The organism is Oceanisphaera sediminis (assembly GCF_039539745.1).
Classification (GTDB): Bacteria; Pseudomonadota; Gammaproteobacteria; order Enterobacterales; family Aeromonadaceae; genus Oceanimonas; species Oceanimonas sediminis.
Map to the genome: position 1 here is coordinate 18,896 of NZ_BAABDS010000040.1, position 23,079 is coordinate 41,974.

Below are 23,079 nucleotides of genomic sequence, written 5' to 3' on the forward strand. Positions count from 1 at the left end.
GTGTTTGGCACTTCACCATTTCCCTGTCACCGATGAACACCAACCACTTTAAAACCGTCAATGGCGCTCAGGCGCTGCTGCCACAAGGTAGCTTCAACCCCTGGCTGACCATAAGCCTGGGCCGGGTGTTTACCCCAGACGGGATCCGGCCAGGCGGCATCCCGGGTAAAACGGGCCACATGATGCAGGTGCAACTGGGGCACCATGTTGCCCAACGCAGCCACATTGATTTTATCCGCCACCAGCTCGGTTTCCATCAAGCACGCCACCGCGCAGGACTCGCGCATCAGCTGCAACTGTTCTTCTTCGTTCAACCGGTGTATTTCGCGAATGTCGGCACGCTTCGGCACCAGTATCAGCCAGGGATACCGGCTGTCTTTGGCCAGTAATACCCGGCACAGCGGCAGGTCACCCAGTATGATGGTGTCCGCCGCCAGTCGAGGATGCAGTTCAAATTCACTCACTTGTTCGCACCGGCATAACGACGCAGGTAGGCGATAATATCCGCCGATTCGTACAGCCAGACATACCGACCCGGCTCCGGCTCGATGCGCAGACAGGGCACCATGCGCTGACCACCGCCGGCCATCAGCGCCTGCAGGTGATCCGGCTCGGTTGTGTCGCACTCGGTAATATCGAGGCCCAGCTCGCCCACCACCATCTTGACCCGCTCGCAATAGGGGCACCAGGCTCGCTGATACAGGGCCAGCTTGTCGACGGCATCGACCATGGGTGCCGGTTCTTGCTCGTTTTCGGCTCCATTGAGCCAGTCAAATAGGGACATCAGGCCGCCTTATTATCCGTTAAACGCTGAAAGAGGAGCCACAGCCACAGGTACTGGTGGCGTTGGGATTGGTCACCAGAAAACGGGAGCCTTCCAGACCGTCGATATAATCGACGGTACCGCCAATCAGGTACTGCAGGCTCATGCCGTCCACCACCATGATGACGCCGTTCTTTTCGATGACGGTATCGCCTTCGTTGGTTTTTTCATCGAAGGTAAAGCCGTACTGAAAGCCCGAGCAACCACCACCGGTGATATAGACTCGCAGGCGCAGATCGGGATTTTCCTCTTCGCTGATCAGGGCCTGAATTTTGTTGGCTGCCGCATCGCTCATCTGGATCGGCAAAGGAATTGCATCGCTCATCACTACCTCTTGGATTAGTTATCAGCCGAAATTATCTAATACCCGAGTAAACAGTTCAAGTATTGTCCGGAGTGGGCCAGTTGAGACTCAGGGTCCGCGCAGGACTCCGGCCCGTCGCCGGCTGACTGCTTTCGGTACTCAACAGCGTCTGCCGCTCGACCCGCAACGCCGGTAGCAACAGATTGATGACCAAGGATACCACCATTACACGACGCCCGAACGGCTGGTGCATAAAACACTCCCGATTACGATAGCGGCGAATTGTGCCAAAGCCGCCACCTCGGCGCCAGCGACAAAGGCGACCATTCTCGGCTCGACTGCTTTTTGTTATAGTCCAAGCACCCTGGCCGCAAGCGCCAACTCCGACCCAATTCAAAGGATGCTGACATGTCCAAGTCTGACGATTTATTTGCCCAGGCCCGCCGCTTTATTCCCGGTGGCGTGAACTCTCCGGTACGTGCCTTTAACGGCGTCGGCGGCACGCCGCGCTTTATCGAACGCGCCGACGGTGCCTATATCTTCGATGTGGACGGCCAGTCCTATGTGGATTACATCGGCTCCTGGGGCCCGATGATCCTGGGCCACAACGCCCCTGCGGTACGCGAAGCCGTGCTCGAAGCGGTAGAACGCGGCCTGAGTTTCGGCGCGCCCACCGGAGTGGAAGTGACCATGGCGGAGAAAGTCTACCAGCTGGTACCGTCCATGGAGCAGGTACGCATGGTCAACTCCGGCACCGAAGCCACCATGAGTGCCATTCGCCTGGCCCGTGGCTTCACCGGTCGCGACAAGATTCTGAAATTTGAAGGCTGCTACCATGGCCACGCCGACTGCCTGCTGGTCAAGGCAGGCTCCGGTGCCCTTACTCTGGGTCAGCCCAACTCGCCGGGCGTACCTGCCGACTTTGCCAAGCACACCCTGACCGCCACCTTCAACGATCTGGACTCGGTCAAGGCGGCCTTTGAAGCGGCGCCCGCCGACATCGCCTGCATCATCGTCGAGCCCATCGCCGGCAACATGAACTGCATTCCGCCCGCTCCCGGCTTCCTCGAAGGCCTGCGCGCCATTTGTGACCAATTTGGCGCCCTGTTGATTTTCGATGAAGTGATGTGCGGTTTCCGCGCGGCCCTCGGCGGTGCCCAGCAGCGTTTCGGCGTCAAGCCGGATCTCACCACCCTCGGTAAAATCATCGGTGGCGGCATGCCGGTGGGTGCCTTCGGCGGTCGCCGCGAGGTCATGGAGTACCTGGCCCCGACCGGCCCGGTTTATCAGGCCGGCACCCTGTCCGGTAACCCGGTGGCCATGGCGGCCGGTCTGGCCACCCTGAATGCCATCAGTGCGCCGGGTGTTTACGAACAGCTGGAACAGACCACCAAGGCCCTGGTAGACGGCCTGCAGGCCGCCGCCGACAGGCACGGCATTCCTTTCACCACCACGCAGGTGGGCGCCATGTTCGGTTTCTTCTTCAGCGAAGAGAAGAACATCAGCAGCTACGAGCAGGTGACTCGCTGTGACCTGGAGGCCTTCAAGCGTTTCTTCCACCTGATGCTGGAAGAAGGCGTTTACCTGGCGCCCAGCGCCTTTGAAGCCGGCTTCATGTCACTGGCCCACGGCGAGCAGGAAATTGCGCATACCCTGGCGGCCGCCGACAAAGCCTTCGCCATCATGAAAGGCTAAACAGCCTACTCCGGCCGCTGGATCTCGACCAGCGGCCCTTCCAGCAACTCCACGCTGTTACCATCCGGATCCACAATAAAGACATAGCGCAAACAGGTCTGCCCGGTCACCGGCGACGGCTTGTCCGCCAGTACACCCGCACCGTGCAGGGCACTCAAGGCCTGGTCAAGATCATCGACCTGCAAGGCAAAGTGACGCAGCCCCAGCCGGTAGCCGCTGGCCCAGGGCGGAAAAGAAGACACCTCGGTCTCATCATCGGGGCGAAAACAGTAAAGCTCCAGCAAAGCCTGACCCAGTCGTAGATGGCAAATCTGCAGTTGGCCTGCATCATCCTGCCAACGATAAACCGACTCGAATCCCAACCCCTTGTAGAAGCGTTCAGAAACAGACAGGTCATGCACACTCAGGGTGACATGATGAAAAGAAAACATGAGCAGCTCCTCCATCTACATACTATTGAGCATATACGGAGATGGCCGCTTTCACCTTTCTATGAGCGAAGTAACGGAGCCCGTTAGGGGTGAGGGGTGAGGTCACCTGACACCTCACCCCTCACGCTTTACAAAAATATCAGCGGGCGAAGTTGAAGATATCCTTCAGCCAGTCGCCAATCTGCTCACCGGCTTCAGGCAGCGTCGGCATACTGGGTCGACAATCCCGAATCGCCGGCAAACCGGCGGCCCTGGCCGGCAGCAACCGGGTTTGCTCGCAGCGCGGGTCGGCGGGCATCCCATCGCTGAGCGCGAAGTTGACCTGATCGATACCGGCCGGTGCCGTCAGATCCAGCGAGTCGACCCCCCGTCCGTCCAGATAACGACTGTATACTCGCAACGCGCCGCTGGAGCCGGTCAGTCCGGTTACGCTGTTGTCATCCCGGCCCACCCAGACACTGACCAGCTCTTCGTTATCCAGTCCCGCATACCAGGTATCCCGCAGATCGTTGGTGGTGCCGGTCTTGCCCGCCATTACCCGGTTGGGGAATCGCGCCGCCAGATGAGCGGCCGTACCACCGCCCACCACCTTGGTCATGCCATAAAGCGCCAGATAACCCGCTTCCGGCTCCAGCACCCGCACCGCCTTGGCGTTATGCTGGTACAGCAGCTCACCCTGATCGTCCTGAATGGCCCGAATCGAGGTCAACTGCTGATAGAGTCCCTGATTGGCCAGGGTCAGATACAGCTGATTGACCTCCAGTGGTGTCAGCTCCAGAGTACCCAGCATCAAGGACGGATAGGCGGGAATCGGCTGTTCCACCCCCATTCGCTTGAGGCCTTCGATTACCTTGTCCAGTCCGATGGCCATGCCCAGGTTCACCGTCGGCACGTTCAGCGACTTGGCCAGGGCATCAACCAGCATCACCTGGCCCCGGAACCGGCGATCATAGTTGTTGGGCCGCCACACCTGTCCCGAGTCGCTACGCAGGCTGATGGGTTCATCCTTGATTGCACTGCCCAGGGTATAACCGTTGGCCAGGGCCTCGGCATACACCGGCGGCTTGATCAGCGAACCGATGGGCCGCCGCGCCGCCAGCGCCCGGTTGAAACCGGCAAAGCTGGGATCGGCGCCGCCAACCACGGCGCTGACTTCCCCCTTGCGCCAGTTGCTGACCACCATAGCCGCTTCCAGATCTGACTTTTTGGTCCTGGCGCGCAACTGCTTCAGCTGCTCTATCACCGCCTGCTCGGCGCTGTGCTGGGCAATCGGATCCAGGCTGCTGAAAATCTTGAGGCCGTTCTGACGCAGAAAATCGGCGCCGAACCGCTCTTTCAGCTCCTGGCGCAACAGCCCCATGAAGCCCGGAGTGCGGCCATAGCCCATGCGGCCCCGCTCGATCAACTGCAGCGGCGTGCTGCTGGCCCGTTCGTAGGTCTGGCGGTCGATATGGCCTTCGTTGGCCAGTAACCGCAGTACCAGATCGCGCCGTTTCTGCGCCCGTGCGGTATTACGCCAGGGATCGTAATAGGACGGCCCCTTCACCAGCGCCACCATCAGCGCTATCTGATCCGGATTCAGCTCGTTCAGCGGCAGACCGAAATAGAAATAACTGGCCAGACCAAAGCCGTAAACCCCCTGAGCGCCGTTCTGTCCCAGATACACCTCGTTGAGGTAGGCCTCGAGGATCTCGTCCTTTTCATAGCGAAAGTCGATGATCAACGCCATGTAGGCTTCCTGGATCTTGCGCCACAGGCTGCGGTCCTGACTCAGGAAGAAGTTCTTGGCCAGCTGCTGGGTCAGGGTACTGCCGCCCTGTACGGTGCGCCCGGCCTTGATGTTGACCACCAGGGCGCGCAGTATCGCCAGCGGCGACACGCCGTCATGCTCATAAAAGTCCCGATCCTCGACCGTCAGCAGGGCGGTCACCAGCAAGGGGGGCACCTGATCCAGCCGCACCAGCAGGCGATCTTCCCGCTTTTCCACGTTGAGCCGGTCAAGCAACACCGGATCCATGCGGGCATAACCCAGCTCACGGCCGTTGTCCGGATTCTGCATCCGCTTCAGCCGCTGGCCCTCGAAGGTCAGCAGAATAGAGCGGGCCGCCTCGGCGCCGTCGGAGAAATTGAAGGCCCGGCGATGAATCTCGATGCGATTGTTGGCCACCGCATATTCACCCGGCCGACCGGGATTGGCTACCTTGCGGTAGTTGAGCAACTGCAATTCGCGCAGCATCTGGGCATGAGACAGCTTCTGTCCCGGAAACAACTCCAGCGGCCGGCTATAAACCAGTGCCGGCAGCGCCCATTTCTGGCCCTCGAAGCGCTCCTTTACCTGACTGTCCAGATAAATGCCGAAGATGCCCATCAACACGGTACCCACCAGCGCCAGCTTGAACAGCAGGCCCCACCATGAACGGCGGGGCTTCACGGGCTTCTTTTTCGATTTACGAGTCTGTTTTGCCATAATCAGTGCTTACTATGCCTCTTGGTGTGCCGGGTCGGCGCCGTATTGGCGGGATCATCGGGCCACACATGCTTGGGGTAACGCCCCTTCATCTCTTTTTTTACATCCAGATAGGACCCGGCCCAGAAGGCGGCCAGGTCCCGGGTAATCTGTAACGGACGACGGGCCGGCGACAACAGCTCCAGCACCAGCACCACCCGACCACGTGCCAGCTCCGGGGTGTCGGACTGACCGAACATTTCCTGCAGCCGCACCGGCAGCACCGGATCCTCGTCTTCCCGGTACCGAATACTGGCCCTGGTACCGGTGGCCAGCTCGATAGCCGACGGTAGCAGGGTATCCAGCAATTGCCGTTGTGACCAGTCCAGCCGACTCTTGAAAATACCGACCCAGTCGAGCCGGGCCAGCTCCTCCCATCGTCCCAGCCCCGTCAGATAGGGCAGCAACCAGTGTTCTGCCTCGGCCAGCCAGCCGCTTTCGTCACAGGGTTCGAAGCCGCTATCGGCCAGTTTTTGTCCGGCCAGCTTCAATCTGAGCCAATATTGCCGGCTTGCTTCATTCAGTGGCAAGGCCGACCAGCCACGCCGCACCACTTCTTCCAGCAGGCAACGAGCCCGCTGTTCGGGGCTGACCTTGCTCAGCGGTGAACGCTGCAATATCAGGCCGCCAAAGCACCACTGGCGTTCGGCCCGCACCCGGTTGGCATCGTTATCCCACTCCAGATGTTCCCGCTCGCCGAAACGCTCGGGCACAAACTGCTGCAATTGCTCCAGGCTGACAGGCTCCGCCGCCTGAATAAAGATGCCCCGTTCGCCCCGCCCCAGCGCCGCCATCGCCAGCATCGGCTTGCCGAGCAAGGGGCTGCCCTGCGGCAGATCCGCACTCAGGCCGCCGGCCAGGCCATAACGCCCCTGCTGGCGCAACAGCCCCACCCATTCGGGTCTGGCGTTGGCCAGCAGAGGCCCCAGATACTGGCCCGACGGCGCACTTTCGTTCTGCTGCAGGCGTTTGAACCAGCGCCGGGCCGCCGGTTTCAGCCGTCCCTGCCGCGCCAGTAGCTGCCCCGACAAGGGGCCATTATCCCAGCGGCCTTCTTCCAGCAGGGCCACCAGATAGACGGCGTCGGCCAAGGCGCCGGCCCGACCCTGCCGTTGCCAGTCCTGCGCCGTCAGCAACAGCTGCCCCAGCCAGGGCTCGGTGCCCAGTTGCCAGACTCGTCGCCCGAGCGCAGTCAACTGGGAGCCACTCAACAGGCCCAGGCTTGAGAGCTGGCTGCGAGCCGCCGCCAGCAGCGTGGCGGGGGGCGGCGTCAACAGCGGCAATTGCTCGGGCTCGGCGCCCCAGGCGGCACATTCCAGCACAAAACCGGCCAGGTCGCTCTGTTCGATTTCCGCCGGTCGCCGGGGCGCCAGCCGCTCCTGCTGCTCCTGCCCCCACAGCCGCACACAGGTACCGGGCTGCAAGCGCCCGGCCCGGCCGGCCCGCTGAGTCGCCGAGGCCTGGCCAATCTGGCGGCTGTGCAGCCGGGTGATGCCGGACTGGGGCTCGAACTGCGCCTGCCGCTCCAGGCCCGAGTCCACCACTATGCTGATGCCGTCAATGGTGAGCGAGGTTTCCGCCACATTGGTAGCCAGCACCACCTTGCGCCGCCCCGCCTTTGCCGGTGCGATGGCCGCCTGCTGCTCGGCCAGCGTCAGCCGACCATAGAGCGGCCTGAGTTCGACCTCCGAGCCGGTTTTGCCGCTCAGCCAGTCCTGGGTGCCACGAATTTCCCGCTCACCGGGCAGAAAGGCCAGCACGCTGCCATCGAAACGATCCAGTGCCGTAAGAATGGCTCGGCCCATGGCTTCATCCAGCCGGCTGTGCTGATTGCGGGGCTGATATTCCACCGTCACCGGAAAGCTGCGCCCGGCGCTCTGCACCACGGCGGCCTCGGGCAGCAGGCTATCGAGCGCCAGCCCCTCCAGGGTGGCAGACATCACCATGATGTTGAGGTCTTCACGCAGCGCCTGGCATTCCAGGGCAAAGGCCAGCGCCAGATCCGCCTGCAGGCTGCGTTCGTGAAATTCATCGAAGATCAACAGCCCGACCCCGTCCAGCTCCGGATCGGCCTGCAGCATGCGGGTCAGCACCCCCTCGGTAACCACTTCCAGCCGGGTGTCTTTACCCACCCGGCTTTCGCCACGCATGCGATAACCGATGCGGCCACCCGGCGTTTCGCCCAGTTGCGTCGCCAGATACTGGGCTATGGTGCGTGCCGCCAGCCGCCGGGGTTCCAGCATGATGATGCGGCCCTGGATTTCGGGTTGCTTCAGCAGCCACAACGGCAGCCAGGTGGATTTACCGGCGCCGGGTGGCGCTTCAATGATGATCTGGGACGCCGCCAGCGCCGGTTGCAGTTGCGGCAGCGCGTCGACGATAGGGAGCTGATTCACATGATTACCTGACTGTTCGAAAACCACTATATTGTGCCAAAAGCCGCTGCAAAGGACTATGCGGTTGACGTTACCGCCACTGTCAGAAGCCGGGGCAAGATGATGCTCAGAATCGGAACCCATGTATAGTGGTGCACAAGTGACCGAACGAGGTTTGTTGTGCTGATGCAGGTATTGCTGAGTCGTCTTGCCTGGTGCCGCAACACCGCCAAACTCAAATGTTCCTGGCAAACCAGGTAAGAGAAATAAATGCTTACATTCAGGCTCAGCAGCCTTTATACCCTGATGGCGTTTGTATGTGTTTTTGCCGCCGGGGGGTATTACATTCACCTGAGTATTGTGGCCGATCGCAAGGATCAGCAGCTGCTGATGGAAGAGGTGGTCAGTGTCCAGGCGGCGTCCATAGAGCGGCGCCTGACCCGTTCGTTATCATCGACCTATATTCTTGCCCAGGAAGTGCGGCGCAGTAACGGTCAGTTCAGGGATTTCGACAACTTTGCCGCAGAAGTCATCCAGACCCTGGGCGGTGTTTCCAGTCTCCAGCTTGCCCCCGATGGCATAACTCGGCAAATATACCCGCTGGCGGGTAATGAAAAGGGCATTGGTCATAACCTGTTGGTGAGTGATAAACGGAAAAAGGAAGCCTGGGAAGCCATCGAAAGCAAGACCCTGACGCTGGCCGGCCCCTTTATGCTGGTGCAGGGACGCCTGGGCATGGTGGGACGAAATCCGGTGTTCCTTGAAAACAACGGCGAGCAACAGTTTTGGGGCTTTGCGACGGCATTGATTTATCTGGATGATCTGCTGTCGTTTACCGAGCTCGATCAACTGAAACAAAAAGGCTATGCCTTTCAACTGTCGCGTTTACACCCCGACACCGGCAAGGTGGATATCTTTGCCCGCTCCAGTAACGAGCTGGATCAGCAGCAGGTCAGAAAAAGAGTCAAGGTTCCCAATGGCGAATGGACCATAGCGATGAGCCGGCCAATCGACTTCACCTTTCAGATTATCGTCGGCCTCACCCTCAGCCTGATCACGGCGAGCGTATTCGCGCTGCTGATACGCCGCATCCTGCTGGAGCCGGAGCGACTGCGAGAGTTGGTCAAAAAACAAACCTTTCAACTGGAGCAGCTGGCATTTAATGATGAACTCACCGGTCTGGCCAACCGGCGCTTTCTGACCGAGCAGCTGGAGCAGGCACTTTTGAATATTCGGCGCGAAGGTGGCAGCCTGGCGCTGATGTATCTGGATCTCGATGATTTTAAACGCATCAATGATTCAACCGGACACGAAGACGGCGACCGGTTATTGACTGAAGTGGCGCGACGACTCAAGGCCACGGTAAGAGAAACCGATATCGTCGGCCGCCTGGGTGGTGATGAGTTTGCAATTATACTTGTCAATATAAACGGCGCCGACAACGCACGAATCGTCGCCGAAAAAATAATCGCCAATATCGGCATGCCGGTTCAGTTGGCTCAGAACGAGACCGTGATTGGCACCAGTATTGGCATCACCCTGGCACCGGAAGACGGGTCCAGTGGTGGCGAGTTATTACGCAATGCCGATCTTGCCATGTATAGCTCGAAACGAGCGGGTAAAAACCAGCTTTCCTTTTACAACAAGGAAATGCAGGAACAGGCGCTTGCCTCGATACGACTGGAGGAAGCGTTGCGTCGGGCCCTCTGCCGGGAGGAATTTGTCCTGGTATTCCAGCCCATCGTTTCCTTTTCATCTGGCGAGGTAAAAAAATTCGAAGCGCTGCTGCGCTGGAAGCAACCGGGCCGGGGAATACAAAATCCGGGCACCTTTATTGCGGTGGCAGAGCAGACCGGACTGATTGTGCCTATTGGTTATTGGGTCATTGAGGCGGCCTGTCATTTTATTCGGCAACAAATGCAGGCGAAGCAAAGCGTGAAGCCGGTGGCGGTCAACCTGAGTGTCTGCCAGTTGCGCGAGGCGGAATTTGCAGCGCGGGTAGAAAGCCTGTTGCTACGCCTGAATATTCCACCCGCGTTGCTGGTGCTTGAAATTACCGAATCCATGCTGATGGAAAATGTCGAGCTGGCCATGGTGTTGATTGAAAAACTAAAAAAATTGGGTATCCGTATTGCGATTGATGACTTTGGCACCGGTTATTCTTCGTTGTCGCAACTACGCCACTTTCCCGTCGATATTCTGAAAATCGACCGTTCCTTTGTGGTGGATCTGGAAACCAGTGCCGTCGACCGCCAGATGGTGGAAGCCATTACCGCCATGGTGCACAAGCTGGGGCTAAAAGTGATTGTCGAAGGCATTGAAACCGTTGAGCAAATGCAGTTTCTCAACAAGATAGGCTGTGACTATGGCCAGGGTTTCCTGTTTGCCAGGCCCCTGCCACCCGAGCAGGCACTGCAATACACCGGCTATGCCGGTTTGGCGACGAGCGAGTGCCTGCCCAATGACGACAGGCTTCGCATGGCGACGGCCCGTTGACAAATAGCTCGGCTCGGGATGAGTCATACCAATCTGAGAAAGTAACTGTTCTATTCACCTGCTCTGAAAAGGCCGAACGAAGAACCTATTCCACCGACACGCTGCAAGTTCATCCCTGTAGCGCTCAGCATATGACATCCCTGTCATATGATGGTCGGTGGAATAGACTCCTTCATCCGTCCCTAGGCTGCGGAGTCGCCTGGGGTGGTATCTGTAGGCAACTCGGTGCTTAAGGGGAGGCAACAGAGAACGGCTCCCACGACCGTGAAATGCCATGGACGGCATTTCCGAGCCCCCACGGATGGGTTCATGGCGTGTCGAGGGAGGCGGCTGTGTTGCCTCTATTTCATATGATCACAAATTTACTAAGATTGGTATCAGCGGCCTGGGAGGACAAAAATGGCAGGCAAGGATAACCGGCTGTTCCTGGCTTTTCCCGCCGAGGCGCTGGCGCCCGAACTGACCCGGCTGCAACGCCGGCTGGCCCTGCCCGGCCGACGCGTTCCGCCGGAACAACTGCACCTGACCCTGCACTTTCTCGGCCAGTGCAACCCGAAGCAACAGGCCTCGTTACTGCACCTGCTGGACAAGCTGCCCCTGCCCGGCTTTGCACTGGTGCTGGACCAGCTGGGCTGCTTTTCCCGGGCCGGCGTGGTCTGGCTGGGGCCGAGCGCACCGCCGCCGGCGCTGATGGCACTGGCCGAGGCCGTGGAGCTGAAATGCCGCGCCCTGGGTCTGGACAAGCCGCACAAGGCCTACCGCCCTCACGTGACCCTGTTTCGCCACTGCAACACCGACGAGCTGCCCACCATCAGACCCTTTCATTACCAACCAACGGCGCTGTGCCTGTACCGCTCCACCCTCACCGAGCAAGGGCCGGTTTATCACTGTCTGCAACGCTGGCCGCTGGCCGAAGTGAAAGGAAGTGAGGAGTGAGGCGCGAGGAGAAAACTCACACCGCAAACGGTAGCTGTTCAATCAGGGTCATGCCCTCGGGGGAGATATCCGCCTTCCAGGCCTGGCATTCCACGCCGGCGGTCAGGGCCTCGAGCACCAGACCGGCATAGACCGGGTCCAGGTGCTGCGCCGGGCTGACCCGATCGATGCCGGTATGCAGCACACAGAACAGCAGCACCGCCCTGTGGCCGTGATGAACGCAGTCGATCAGCTCCCGCACGTGCTTCTGTGCCCTGACACTCTCGGTATCCGGAAAATAGCCCTGACCGCCCGGCTCCCCCGCGGTTTCATCCAGCAGGGTCACGCTCTTGACCTCCACATAACAGTCGGGCTCATCGCCGCCACTCAGCAGAAAGTCGATGCGGCTGCCCTCGTTGCCGTAGCGAACTTCGGCTTTTATATCGTCATATTGCGCCAGCGAGGGAATGCGTTTTTGCGCCAGTGCCTCGGCCACCAAGGGGTTGGCCCGCCCGGTATTGACACAGATGAGGTCGCCGCGCCGGTTTTCGACCAGCTCCCAGGTGTGAGCATATTTGCGTTTCTGGTTGTCTGATGTAGAGAAATAGACCGTCCAGCCCGGTTCGGCGCAACCGGTCATCTTGCCGGTATTGGGGCAATGTATGGTCAGCGGAGCCTCGGTTGAAGAGCCCGGATGAATGACGTCGGCCAGAAAGCGCTTGTAACGCCGAATCAGCTGACCACGGCACAAAGAAGAGGAAAACTGCACGATTGTACCTATAGTTCATGAATAGAGTTCGATGGTAATCTGTATCACCACTGCGACTCTACTCTTGAAAATGCCATTCCCCGTCCCCATATGGAGGGCTCATCGAGAAGCTGCCGCTCTTTATCATCCGGCCCACTCAACCAGAGTCATTTCAGAAAAAAGTGGTCATGGTCGTATTTAAGGGCTGATTTTCGCAGAAACAGCAATGCAAAATTGCCTTGTCATTATGGTTTCTGCTATAGATAGCCGCTTCTTAACCTTGGTTGACGCAATATTGCTTTTTAGGAGATACGGAATGCCAGCAGTCGAAACCAAAAAATCTCTCGGTATTCTGGCCATTGCCGGTGTTGAGCCTTACCAGGCGAAGCCCGACGAAGAATACATGAACGATGCGCAAAAGACGCATTTTCGCAAAATTCTGGGTGCCTGGCGCAATCAGTTGCGCGAAGAAGTGGATCGCACCATGGGCTACATGAAAGACGAGGCAGCCAACTTCCCCGACCCGGTAGACAGAGCCGCTCAGGAAGAAGAATTCGCGCTTGAATTGCGTGCCCGGGATCGTGAACGCAAGCTGATCAAGAAGATCGAGAAAACCCTGCAGAAAATAGAAGAAGACGACTTCGGCTATTGCGAACACTGCGGCGTGGAAATCGGCATCCGTCGTCTGGAAGCTCGCCCCACCGCCGATCTGTGCATCGACTGCAAGACCCTGGCCGAGATAAAGGAAAAACAGATGGCCGGTTACTAAGCCGTCCCTGATACCATGAATAGAACAGCGTCCAACCGCTACATTGGGCGCTTTGCCCCCTCGCCCAGCGGCCCCCTTCATTTCGGCTCTCTGATAGCCGCCCTCGGCAGCTATCTGCAAGCCCGAAGTCATCAGGGACTATGGTTACTGCGGATTGAAGACCTGGATCCGCCGCGGGAAGTTCCCGGTGCGGCCGATGCCATCTTGCGCACCCTGGACGCCTTTGGCCTGCACTGGGACGGCCCCATCGTGTACCAGAGTCAACGACACCATGCCTACTGTGCCGTGCTGGACAAGCTGGCACGACAAGGGCTGACCTATCATTGCCATTGTACCCGCAAGATGATCAGTGCCGCCGGCGGCTTTTATAACGGCCATTGTCGTGATCTTGCACTGCCGGCCGAAAACGCGGCCACCAGGCTGGTGATGGATCGGCCGGTTTACCGCTTTCACGACCGGCTGCAGGGGGACATTTCCGTACCGGGAGCGCTGGCCGAAGAAGACTTTATCGTGCGTCGTCGCGACGGGCTCTACGCCTATAACCTGGCGGTGGTAGTCGACGATGCCGAGGCGGGCATTACCGAAGTGGTCAGAGGGGCCGACCTGCTCGATCCCACGGTGCGCCAGATTGCCCTTTATCGCATGCTGAAGGCGCCGGAGCCCGGCTGGCTGCACCTGCCGCTGGCGCTGTATGCGGGCAACAAGCTGTCCAAGCAGAATCACGCCCCGGCACTGGATGACCGGCAACCAGGCAAGGCGCTCTGGCACGCGCTGGATTTTCTCGGACAAGAACCCCCACCGGCGCTGTTTGGCGCCGGTGCTGCCGAACTACTGCACTGGGCCTGCCGTCACTGGCGCCTGGATCGAGTGCCCGGCAGACCAAATATCGAGCTGAAGTGCGCAGACAGTTCGCATTTTCAGCGCCCTGCGCTATTATAGTGCGCCGATTTTTTTAGCTTAAGGCCTTGCGAGGTGTCCTATTTTTTCCCAGATTGCTGGCTTTTGTAGAAAGCTGCTTACCCGACAACAGGAGGCGTTGCCGTTGCAACCCGTGGTGCTGACACGCGACCAACATGGTATTTCGCGCCGACAAATCAGCGAAAACGCCCTCAAAGTACTGTATCGCCTGAACAAGGCGGGCTTTGAAGCCTACCTGGTCGGTGGTGGGGTGCGTGACTTGCTGCTGGGCCGTCAGCCCAAAGACTTCGATGTCTCCACCAACGCCACACCGGAACAGATAAAGCAGCTTTTCAGCAACTGCCGTCTGGTTGGTCGCCGTTTTCGCCTGGCCCATGTGCTGTTTGGTCGCGATGTCATCGAAGTGGCTACTTTCCGTGGTCATCACCATCAGGTTAATACCAACAAAAACGTCTCTTCCCAGTCTTCCGAAGGCATGCTGCTGCGCGACAACGTCTACGGCACCATAGAAGAAGACGCCGAGCGCCGCGACTTTACCGTTAACGCCCTCTATTACAACATTGCCGACTTCAGCGTGGTTGGCTTTGCCAATGGCATCAAGGATCTGGAAGCGCGCCGCCTCGAACTGATCGGCGACCCGGAAACCCGCTATCGGGAAGATCCGGTGCGCATGATTCGGGCGGTCCGTTTCTCCGCCAAGCTGGGTCTGACCATCAGCCCCCGCACCGAAGCGCCGATTCAGGAACTGGCGCCCTTGCTGAGCGATATTCCTCCGGCCCGCCTGTTTGAAGAAACCCTCAAGCTGTTTCTTGCCGGCCACGGTCTGGAAACCTATCGCCAGCTGCAGCAATACGGGCTCTTTGCGCCGCTGTTTCCGGAAGCGGCCGAGGTCATGGGCAAGGGCAACAATCGCTACGGTCGCTTTATCGAGCTGGCGCTGACCAACACCGACGAACGTATCGCCCAGGATATGCGGGTGACTCCGGCCTTCCTGTACGCCGCCCTGCTGTGGGGACCGGTAGAAACCCGCACCCAGGCCTTCATGAATGAAGGCGGCCTGAATCATTACGACGCCTTCATGCTGGCCACCGATGATGTGCTGGGTCGCCAGGTGAAAGCCGTCGCCATTCCGCGCCGTTTCAGCTCGGTAGTCCGCGATATCTGGCAACTGCAGGATCGTCTCACCAAGCGCAACGGCAAACGGCCGCACCGCCTGCTCGAGCATCCCAAGTTCCGCGCCGGTTACGACTTCTTGCTGCTGCGGGCCGAGCTGGACCCGCGCCTGAAAGAGCTGGCCGAATGGTGGACCGAGTTTCAGGTTGCCAATCCGGTCGACCGGCAACAGCAACACCGTCAGCCTCAGGCTCGTGGAGCGCAGCAAGGTCAGGCCAATACGGCCAGCGATGCCGAACCGCGTAAACCACGCAAGCGGCCACGCCGCCGCCCGCGTCGGAAAAAAGACGCGTGACCCGGGTATTTGTTGCCCTCGGCGCCAACCTTGGCGAGCCGCTGGCGCAAATAAGGGCGGCGCAGCTCGCATTGGCTGATCTGGCCACGCCAGGCAGTCTGCGACATTCGCCGCTGTATCAAAGCCTGCCCATGGGGCCGGCGGATCAGCCGCGCTATATCAACGGGGTGTCTGCGTTTGACACCTCGCTCGAGCCACACGCCCTGCTGGATGCGTTGCAGCGCATAGAGCTGGCGCATGGCCGGGTACGCAAGGAAGAACGCTGGGGGCCACGCACCCTGGATCTGGACATGCTGCTCTATGGCGAACGCCACATAGACGATGAACGGCTGACGGTCCCCCACTATGGCATGAAGCAACGGGAATTCGTGCTTTACCCGCTGGCGGATCTGGCCCCGGGCCTGATACTGCCCTGTGGCACTTCCCTGGCCCGGCTGCTGCAGCAGTGCCCGGCCAACAGCATGACCCGACTGCCCCCGCAGTAAAGGAATCTCTCATGACTAAAATCACCACGGCACGCCTGCTGGCGATGAAACAGGCCCGGCAGAAAATTGCCATGATCACCGCCTACGATGCCACCTTTGCCCAGCTGTTCGAACAGGCCGGCGTGCATGCCATTCTGATCGGCGACTCCCTCGGCATGGTATTGCAAGGCGAAGACAGCACCCTCAAGGTGACAGTCGACGATATCGCCTATCACACCAGATCGGTGGCCAATGGTTGCTCAAAATCGCTTATCGTCGCCGACATGCCGTTTATGAGTTACAGCAATCCGGAGCAGGCCTGTGCCGGTGCCGCCACCCTGATGCGCGCCGGTGCCCACATGGTCAAGCTGGAAGGCGGCGACTGGCTGGCCGACACCGTGACCCAGCTGACCCGCCAGGGTATTCCGGTGTGCGGCCATCTGGGGCTGACGCCGCAGTCGGTGCACGTGTTCGGCGGCTTCAAGCTGCAGGGGCGCGAAACCGAGCAGGCCGAACAAATCAAACGTCATGCCAGAGCACTGGAAGCCGCCGGCATTCAGTTGCTGGTGCTGGAGTGCGTGCCAAGCCGGCTTGCCACCGACATCAGCCAGATGCTGAGCATACCGGTGATCGGCATCGGTGCCGGTGCCCGGACCGACGGTCAGGTACTGGTGATGCAGGATGCCCTGGGACTCACCACCGGCTATGTGCCCAGGTTCACCAAGAACTTTCTGGCCGACAACGGCAACGTCAAAGCCGCCATCGAAGCCTATGTGGCCGACGTGGCCGAGGGCCGTTTCCCCGGCCCGGAACACAGTTTTAACTGAGGACAGAAGATGCAGCTGGTCAGCACCCTCGACGAATTAAGAGCCGTCATCAACGGCTGGCGCCGTCACGGCGAGCGTATCGGTTTCGTGCCCACCATGGGCAATTTGCATCAGGGACATCTGGAGCTGGTCAAGCAGGCCGGAAGCCGTTGCGATCGCGTGGTGGTCAGCATCTTCGTCAACCCGCTGCAGTTTGACCGGGCCGCCGATCTCGACGCCTATCCCCGCACCCTGGAGCAGGACTGCGAGCGGCTGGGTGAACAGGCGGATATCGTCTTCACCCCCACGCCGGCGCTGATGTACCCCAATGGCCAGCAACAGCAAACCCGGGTTGTGGTGCCCGGCGTTTCCGAGGTACTGGAAGGCGCCCTGCGTCCGGGTCACTTCGACGGCGTCAGCACGGTCGTGTGCAAGCTGTTCAACCTGGTGCAGCCGGATCTGGCCTGTTTCGGTGAAAAAGACTACCAGCAGCTGGCGCTGATCCGTAAAATGACTGCCGAATTGAATATGCCGGTCGAGATCCTGGGGGTACCCACGGTGCGCGCCGAAGACGGCCTGGCGCTGAGTTCCCGCAACGGTTATCTGACCGACGCCGAACGCGCGCTGGCCCCCGAGCTTGCCGCCACCATGAACTGGCTGGCCGCTCGCCTCGCCGACGGCGAGCGGGATATTGAACGGCTGGCCACAGCAGGCAGTGCTCGCCTGAACGACGCCGGTTTTCGTACCGACGGTATCGATATCGTCGATGCGGATACCCTGCTGCCGTTAACGGCACAGAGCCGGGCCGTGGTCATTCTGATGGCCGCCTTTCTCGGCAAGGCCCGACTGATAGACAACCGGGTAGTGCCCCTGTAGAACACTACCCCTCGCTTTTCGACAGCACAGCCGGATGGGGATTAGACTCGCCGTGAAGGCAGTAACCAATGGAGACAAGGTAAAGATGGACATGCAACGCATTATGCTCAGAGGCAAGCTGCACCAGGCCCGGGTCACCCACGCCGAGCTGAACTACGAAGGCTCCTGCGCTATCGATCAGGACCTGCTGGACGCGGTCAATATCCGCGAATACGAGCAGATCGATATCTATAACATCGAAAACGGCGAGCGCTTCCACACCTACGCCATTTCCGGCGAACGTGGCTCCAGGATGATTTCATTGAACGGCGCCGCCGCCCGCAAGGCCGCCGTGGGCGACCGTATCATCATCTGTGCCTATGCGCCGATGAGCGAGCAGCAAATCGAAAGCTACGATCCCAATCTGGTGTATCTGGATGCGGACAACAACATAGTACGCACCAGCAAGAACATCCCCCTGCAACTGGCCTGATCGCCACCATAACCCGCAGGTAAAAGACAAAAGGCAGCCCGTTGGCTGCCTTTTTTGTTTGGTGGCACTGCGGTTTTCTACTCTGTTAAAGTCAGCCAAAGGGTCAGCTCCGCCGACACGCTTCAAGCACGTCCATGTGACGCTCAGCACATGACATCCCTGTCATGTGACGGTCGGCGGAGCAAATCCCTTTGACTTCCTTCGTACTACGGAGTTGCCTGTTGGCGCCATCTGCAGGCCACTCGGTGCTCAAGAGGAGGTAACAGAGACCGCCTCCCTCGGCCGTGAAATGCCATGGATGGCATTTCCGAGCTTACATGGATGTACTTGTAGCGTGTCGTGGGAGACGGCTCTGTTGCCTCGACTCCACCGGACCAGGGTCTAATTCTTGATGAGATTGATAACATGGCGAGCCGGGAGGTATTGAGCCCCTTACCCGGCTTTCAGCTGCTTTAATAACAAAAAAGCAGCCAACCGGCTGCCTTTTAAACTCAGGAGCGTAATCCGCGCCCGGTGTGAATCAAATACCAAGCCAGCCCGTAGAACAGGGCGATAAAGCCGATGATGATGCCGTAGGCCACGGTCAGCGGTACATCGCTGATACCCAGAAAACCGTAGCGGAAGGCGTTCACCATATACAGCACCGGGTTACCGTGCGAGATGGTTTGCCATACCTCGGGCAGCAGGTCGATGGAGTAGAATACCCCGCCCAGATAGGTCAGCGGCGTCAGGATGAAGGTCGGAATGATGCTGATATCGTCGAAGGTACGGGCAAAAATGGCATTGAGCAGCCCCGCCAGCGAAAACAGCACCGAGGTCAGAAAAACGGTAAAGATAACGCTGAACAAATGACTGATCTGCAGGTCGACAAAAAACAGCGACACCATACTGACGATCAAGCCCACCAGCAGGCCCCGCACCACACCGCCACCGACATAGCCGGCGATGATGACGTAAGTGGGCACCGGCGCCACCAGCAGCTCTTCCACGTTATGCTGGAACTTGCTGCTGAAAAACGACGAGGCCACATTGGAATAGGAGTTGGTGATCACCGACATCATGATCAGTCCCGGCACGATAAAGGCCATGTAGGAATAACCGCCCATCTCGCCGATACGGCTGCCAATCAGGTTGCCGAAAATCACGAAATACAGGGTCATGGTGATGGCCGGCGGCACCAGAGTCTGCACCCAGATACGGGTAAAGCGCACGATTTCCCGGTGCAAAATGCTGCGAAAGGCGACGTAATATTGCTTGGCGCTCATGCTTTTCTCCCCTGCTCCACCAAAGTGACAAACAATTCTTCCAGCCGGTTGGCCTTGTTGCGCATGCTCAGCACGCGAATGCCCTGCTCGTTAAGCTGGGCAAAGACGCCGTTCAAGCCCTGATCTTTCTTCACTTCCACTTCCAGGGTGTGATCGTCCAGCAACTGCCAGTTAAAACCGGACAGAAAGGGTTCACGGCAATCGGCGGCCAGATCCAGGATGAAGGTTTCCACGTTGAGCTTACCGAGCAGGCCTTTCATGCTGGTGTTCTCGACCAAGCGCCCCTTGTCGATGATGCCGATATTCCGACACAGCATCTCCGCTTCTTCCAGGTAGTGGGTGGTCAGGATGATGGTAATGCCCTGCTCGTTGATAGCCTTGAGAAAATCCCACATGGCCCGGCGAATTTCGATATCCACCCCGGCGGTCGGCTCATCCAGAATCAACAGTTTGGGTTCGTGCATCAGCGCCCGGGCGATCATCAGTCGTCGCTTCATGCCGCCAGACAGGGTGCGGGCGGGAACATCCCGCTTGTCCCACAGATCCAGCTGCTTCAGGTAACGTTCGGCGCGTACCTTGGCCTCTTTGCGCTCAATGCCATACAAACCGGCCTGGTTGACCACGATTTGCTGCACTTTTTCGAACGGGTTGAAGTTGAATTCCTGCGGCACCAGACCGATCTGGGTCTTTGCCTGATTCAGCTGAGTATCGATATCGAAACCGAATACCTTTACCGTGCCGGCACTCTTGTTCACCAGTGAAGAGATGATACCGATGGTGGTGGATTTACCTGCTCCGTTAGGGCCGAGCAAGGCATAGAAGTCGCCCTTGTTGACTGTCAGATCTATGCCTTTCAATGCTTCTACACCACCGGCGTAGATCTTGCGCAGGCCATCAATCTCCAGTGCTTTGGTCATTATTGGCTCCATGGAATAAAAAAGACCCGGGGCAGGTAACGGACATCAATCCGTTGCCCCGCCCCAGGTTGATTTGATGAGTAAGCAAAAGCTTAATCGAGCGGTATCACCTTGCCGATATAAGGCAGATTGCGATAAAGCTGGGCGTAATCGATGCCGTAGCCGACCACGAACTCGTCGGGAATGGTAAAGCCTATCCAGTCCACCGGCACCTGTACTTCACGCCGATCGGGCTTGTCGAGCAGCGAGCAAATGGTCAGCGAGGCCGGATTGCGCAGCGACAGTATTTCCTTCACCTTGCTCAGGGTGTAACCGGTGTCGATGATGTCTTCGACGATCAACACGTGCTTGCCGTGGATTTCGTCATCCAGATCCTTGAGGATTCTGACGTCACGGTTACTTTCCATGCTGCTGCCGTAGCTGGAAGCGGTCATGAAATCGAGCCGCACCGGCAGGGTAAGTTTGCGACACAAGTCGGCCATAAACACACAGGAGCCGCGCAGCAGACCGACCATCACCAGCTCGTCCACCCCCTGATAATGGGCGTTGATTTGATCGCCCAGGGCCTGGATCCTCGCGTTTACCTCATCGGTGCCGATCAGGATATCCACTCTGTGTTTCATTTTTAGCTCCGTTGGGCCTGAAATGCCCGACTGTGATTAAAGCGGTATTCTAACGGAATTCGCCCACCTCTGCACAAACGCGGATGCGCCACGCGAAGCAGCAGCGCGGTTGCGCTACGCCGACACGCTTCAAGCTCCCGGCTGTTTTTTCTGGCCATAGCCCCAGCGCGGCACCAGTTCCTGATCCACATCGAGGTGATCCAGAATACGCGCCACCATGAAATCGACCAGATCCGCAATGGTGCGCGGCTGATGATAAAACCCCGGCGACGCCGGCATGATGGTCACGCCGAGGTTGGCCAGCTTGAGCAGATTTTCCAGATGCAGCGCCGAGAACGGTGACTCGCGTGGCACCAGGATCAGCTGACCCTTCTCCTTGATCACCACATCGGCGGCCCGCTCGATCAGATTGTCCGACGCACCACTGGCGATGGACGCCACCGTGCCCATGGAGCAGGGACAAATCACCATGCGCCGGGGGGCGCCGGAGCCGGAGGCCACCGGCGAAAACCATTCTTCCTTGCCATAGACCTGCAGTTGCTCCGGCGCCGCCTGATAACGCTCGCTCAGCAGGGCTGCCAGGGCATCCGGCTTGCCCGGCCACTGCTCGCCCTCTTCGGTCGCCAGCACCACCCGGGCGGCACTGGATACCAGCAGGTGCACCTGCATACCGGCGGCCAGCAGGCGCCCCAGCAGCGCCAGCGCATAGGGAGCGCCGGAGGCGCCGGACAGGGCCAGGGTGACCTGTCGATGACGCGGGTATTTATGCGCAGACATGAGCCGCCTCCAGTGCCTGCAGCAGGCGGCCGTGAATACCGCCGAAACCGCCATTACTCATCACCAGTATCTGATCCCCCGGCTGTGCCGCCTCGACCAGGGCCGCGATCAGTCCGTCCAGTTGCTCGAACACCCGCCCCTGCGGACAGGCGTCGGCCACCGCGGCCAGATCCCAGTTCAGATCCGCGGGCCGGAACAGGTAGGTCTGATCCGCCAGTTGCAGCGAGTCCGCCAGCGGCTGCCGGTGCACGCCCATCTTCATGGTGTTGGAGCGCGGCTCCAGCACCGCCAGCACCCGGCCGCCTTCTCGAGCCCTCACCTGAGCCTTGAGCCCGGCCAGGGTCCATTCGATGGCGGTGGGGTGATGGGCAAAGTCGTCCCATACCCGAATGCCGGCCACCTCGCCTTTCAGCTCCATCCGTCGCTTGGGCGATACGAACAGGCACAGCGCCTTGATGGCTTCCGCCACCGGCACGCCTGCATGGCGGGCCGCTGCCAGGGCCATCAGGCCGTTGTGCACGTTGTGCAGGCCGATACAACCCCAGCGCACCTCGCCCACCGGCTTGCCGTCGAGCAGCACGGTAAAATGGCTGCCGTCGGCTTGCCGCGGTTCAGCCTGCCACAGGCCGTCTTCACCCGCGTATTCCACTTCGCTCCAGCAACCCATGGCCAGCACCTGATCCACCGCCGGTGTGCGGGTCGGTACCATTACCCGGCCGTGGCCGGGCACCATGCGCAGCAGATGATGAAACTGTCGCTGAATGGCCGCCAGATCGTCGAAGATATCCGCGTGATCAAACTCGAGGTTGTTGAGGATCAGGGTGCTGGGGCGGTAATGAACAAATTTGGATCGCTTGTCGAAGAAGGCGCTGTCGTATTCGTCGGCTTCGATCACGAAAAAAGGCGCCTCGCCCAGCCGGGCGGACACCTCGAAATTGCCGGGCACGCCACCGATCAGAAAACCGGGCGCCAGGCCGCAGTCTTCCAGAATCCAGGCCAGCATGCCGGCGGTGGTGGTTTTGCCGTGGGTGCCGGCCACCGCCAGTACCCAGCGATCCTGCAGCACATGTTCCAGCAGCCATTGGGGGCCCGAGGTATAGGGAATGCGACGATTGAGCATCGCCTCCACGCAGGGGTTGCCCCGGCTCATGGCGTTGCCCACCACCACCAGATCCGGTGCCGGATCGAGCTGTGCCGGATCGTAACCTTCAATCAACTCGATGCCCTGTTGCTCGAGCTGGGTGCTCATCGGCGGATAGACGTTGGCGTCGCTGCCGGTGACCCGATAGCCCAGCTGTTTGGCCAGCACCGCCAGTCCGCCCATGAAGGTGCCGCAAATACCCAGAATATGAATGTGCATAAAATGCCCTTGGCTGCTGTATTGACCGCATTCTAACAATCCGCCGCCGCTTTGGGCACTTGTATGGTGAT

At 59.4% G+C, this 23,079-nt stretch carries 23 protein-coding genes; 10 read left to right on the top strand and 13 right to left on the bottom strand.

Going from position 1 to position 23,079, the window contains the following annotated elements; genetic code table 11:
• Window positions 1-26: 26 nt before the first annotated feature.
• Genes ABD827_RS14705 through ABD827_RS14720 form a run of 4 tightly spaced genes read right to left on the bottom strand, consistent with a single transcriptional unit; the run spans window position 27 to window position 1,380 of the window.
• Window positions 27-464 carry an HIT domain-containing protein gene (locus ABD827_RS14705; RefSeq protein ID WP_344965441.1) on the bottom strand — a complete coding sequence of 146 codons (438 nt, stop codon included), beginning with the start codon at window positions 462-464 and terminating at the stop codon, window positions 27-29.
• Window positions 461-784 (bottom strand): glutaredoxin family protein, encoded by a 324-nt coding sequence (locus ABD827_RS14710; protein WP_344965442.1) that lies wholly within the window; start codon window positions 782-784, stop codon window positions 461-463. The genes ABD827_RS14705 and ABD827_RS14710 overlap by 4 nt, the downstream gene beginning before the upstream one ends.
• A gap of 19 nt (window positions 785-803) precedes the next feature.
• Window positions 804-1,148, bottom strand: a complete 345-nt coding sequence (gene erpA / locus ABD827_RS14715) for an iron-sulfur cluster insertion protein ErpA (RefSeq protein ID WP_204796288.1) — start codon at window positions 1,146-1,148, stop codon at window positions 804-806.
• 55 nt (window positions 1,149-1,203) lie between these two features.
• A complete protein-coding gene (locus ABD827_RS14720; RefSeq protein WP_344965443.1) occupies window positions 1,204-1,380 on the bottom strand; it encodes a hypothetical protein in 177 nt (58 codons plus the stop codon).
• A 155-nt stretch (window positions 1,381-1,535) separates the two neighbouring features.
• Between ABD827_RS14720 and hemL the strand changes: the two genes are divergently transcribed.
• Window positions 1,536-2,822 (top strand): glutamate-1-semialdehyde 2,1-aminomutase, encoded by a 1,287-nt coding sequence (hemL, locus tag ABD827_RS14725; RefSeq protein WP_344965444.1) that lies wholly within the window; start codon window positions 1,536-1,538, stop codon window positions 2,820-2,822.
• A gap of 5 nt (window positions 2,823-2,827) precedes the next feature.
• Here the strand turns inward: hemL and ABD827_RS14730 are convergent, their stop codons facing one another.
• From ABD827_RS14730 to hrpB, 3 genes are all read right to left on the bottom strand, one after another.
• Window positions 2,828-3,253 (bottom strand): VOC family protein, encoded by a 426-nt coding sequence (locus ABD827_RS14730; RefSeq protein WP_298720792.1) that lies wholly within the window; start codon window positions 3,251-3,253, stop codon window positions 2,828-2,830.
• A 139-nt stretch (window positions 3,254-3,392) separates the two neighbouring features.
• A complete protein-coding gene (mrcB, locus tag ABD827_RS14735) occupies window positions 3,393-5,720 on the bottom strand; it encodes a penicillin-binding protein 1B (protein ID WP_344965445.1) in 2,328 nt (775 codons plus the stop codon).
• Between the two features lie 2 nt (window positions 5,721-5,722).
• Window positions 5,723-8,155: an ATP-dependent helicase HrpB gene (hrpB, locus tag ABD827_RS14740; protein WP_344965446.1), complete on the bottom strand. Its 2,433-nt coding sequence runs from the start codon at window positions 8,153-8,155 to the stop codon at window positions 5,723-5,725.
• A 249-nt stretch (window positions 8,156-8,404) separates the two neighbouring features.
• Here hrpB and ABD827_RS14745 point away from each other — a divergent pair, with 249 nt between their 5' ends.
• Window positions 8,405-10,630 carry a bifunctional diguanylate cyclase/phosphodiesterase gene (locus tag ABD827_RS14745; protein WP_344965448.1) on the top strand — a complete coding sequence of 742 codons (2,226 nt, stop codon included), beginning with the start codon at window positions 8,405-8,407 and terminating at the stop codon, window positions 10,628-10,630.
• A 399-nt stretch (window positions 10,631-11,029) separates the two neighbouring features.
• Window positions 11,030-11,566: an RNA 2',3'-cyclic phosphodiesterase gene (thpR, locus tag ABD827_RS14750; RefSeq protein WP_344965450.1), complete on the top strand. Its 537-nt coding sequence runs from the start codon at window positions 11,030-11,032 to the stop codon at window positions 11,564-11,566.
• Between the two features lie 16 nt (window positions 11,567-11,582).
• Here the strand turns inward: thpR and sfsA are convergent, their stop codons facing one another.
• On the bottom strand, window positions 11,583-12,314 hold the full coding sequence (sfsA, locus tag ABD827_RS14755; protein ID WP_344965451.1) for a DNA/RNA nuclease SfsA: 732 nt from the start codon (window positions 12,312-12,314) through the stop codon (window positions 11,583-11,585).
• Between the two features lie 295 nt (window positions 12,315-12,609).
• Between sfsA and dksA the strand changes: the two genes are divergently transcribed.
• The 7 genes from dksA (at window position 12,610) to panD (ending at window position 18,066) form a co-directional block, all read left to right on the top strand.
• Complete coding sequence (dksA, locus tag ABD827_RS14760) at window positions 12,610-13,062, top strand: RNA polymerase-binding protein DksA (RefSeq protein WP_204796295.1); 453 nt, start codon at window positions 12,610-12,612, stop codon at window positions 13,060-13,062.
• 15 nt (window positions 13,063-13,077) lie between these two features.
• Window positions 13,078-14,001: a tRNA glutamyl-Q(34) synthetase GluQRS gene (gene gluQRS, locus ABD827_RS14765; protein WP_344965453.1), complete on the top strand. Its 924-nt coding sequence runs from the start codon at window positions 13,078-13,080 to the stop codon at window positions 13,999-14,001.
• 73 nt (window positions 14,002-14,074) lie between these two features.
• A complete protein-coding gene (gene pcnB, locus ABD827_RS14770) occupies window positions 14,075-15,448 on the top strand; it encodes a polynucleotide adenylyltransferase PcnB (protein ID WP_344965498.1) in 1,374 nt (457 codons plus the stop codon).
• Window positions 15,445-15,933: a 2-amino-4-hydroxy-6-hydroxymethyldihydropteridine diphosphokinase gene (gene folK, locus ABD827_RS14775; RefSeq protein ID WP_344965455.1), complete on the top strand. Its 489-nt coding sequence runs from the start codon at window positions 15,445-15,447 to the stop codon at window positions 15,931-15,933. The genes pcnB and folK overlap by 4 nt, the downstream gene beginning before the upstream one ends.
• An 11-nt stretch (window positions 15,934-15,944) precedes the next feature.
• Window positions 15,945-16,739 carry a 3-methyl-2-oxobutanoate hydroxymethyltransferase gene (panB, locus tag ABD827_RS14780; protein ID WP_344965456.1) on the top strand — a complete coding sequence of 265 codons (795 nt, stop codon included), beginning with the start codon at window positions 15,945-15,947 and terminating at the stop codon, window positions 16,737-16,739.
• 9 nt (window positions 16,740-16,748) lie between these two features.
• Window positions 16,749-17,594: a pantoate--beta-alanine ligase gene (gene panC / locus ABD827_RS14785; RefSeq protein ID WP_344965457.1), complete on the top strand. Its 846-nt coding sequence runs from the start codon at window positions 16,749-16,751 to the stop codon at window positions 17,592-17,594.
• Between the two features lie 91 nt (window positions 17,595-17,685).
• A complete protein-coding gene (gene panD, locus ABD827_RS14790; RefSeq protein ID WP_204796344.1) occupies window positions 17,686-18,066 on the top strand; it encodes an aspartate 1-decarboxylase in 381 nt (126 codons plus the stop codon).
• A gap of 491 nt (window positions 18,067-18,557) precedes the next feature.
• On the opposite strand, the gene ABD827_RS14795 is transcribed toward panD, so the two are convergent.
• The 5 genes from ABD827_RS14795 to mpl all read right to left on the bottom strand — a co-directional run bounded on the left by ABD827_RS14795 (window position 18,558) and on the right by mpl (window position 23,008).
• Entirely contained in the window at window positions 18,558-19,331 is a 774-nt protein-coding gene (locus tag ABD827_RS14795) for an ABC transporter permease (RefSeq protein WP_344965458.1), read from the bottom strand.
• A complete protein-coding gene (locus tag ABD827_RS14800) occupies window positions 19,328-20,248 on the bottom strand; it encodes an ABC transporter ATP-binding protein (RefSeq protein ID WP_344965459.1) in 921 nt (306 codons plus the stop codon). Before ABD827_RS14800 ends, ABD827_RS14795 begins: the two co-directional genes overlap by 4 nt.
• Before the next feature lie 92 nt (window positions 20,249-20,340).
• Window positions 20,341-20,871, bottom strand: coding sequence for a hypoxanthine phosphoribosyltransferase (hpt, locus tag ABD827_RS14805; protein WP_298720744.1), 531 nt, complete (start codon window positions 20,869-20,871; stop codon window positions 20,341-20,343).
• A 129-nt stretch (window positions 20,872-21,000) separates the two neighbouring features.
• Window positions 21,001-21,648 (bottom strand): flavin prenyltransferase UbiX, encoded by a 648-nt coding sequence (locus ABD827_RS14810; RefSeq protein ID WP_344965460.1) that lies wholly within the window; start codon window positions 21,646-21,648, stop codon window positions 21,001-21,003.
• The gene (mpl, locus tag ABD827_RS14815; protein WP_344965461.1) at window positions 21,635-23,008 is read right to left on the bottom strand and encodes a UDP-N-acetylmuramate:L-alanyl-gamma-D-glutamyl-meso-diaminopimelate ligase; all 1,374 of its coding nucleotides are present in this window, start codon (window positions 23,006-23,008) and stop codon (window positions 21,635-21,637) included. The genes ABD827_RS14810 and mpl overlap by 14 nt, the downstream gene beginning before the upstream one ends.
• Window positions 23,009-23,079: the final 71 nt, after the last annotated feature.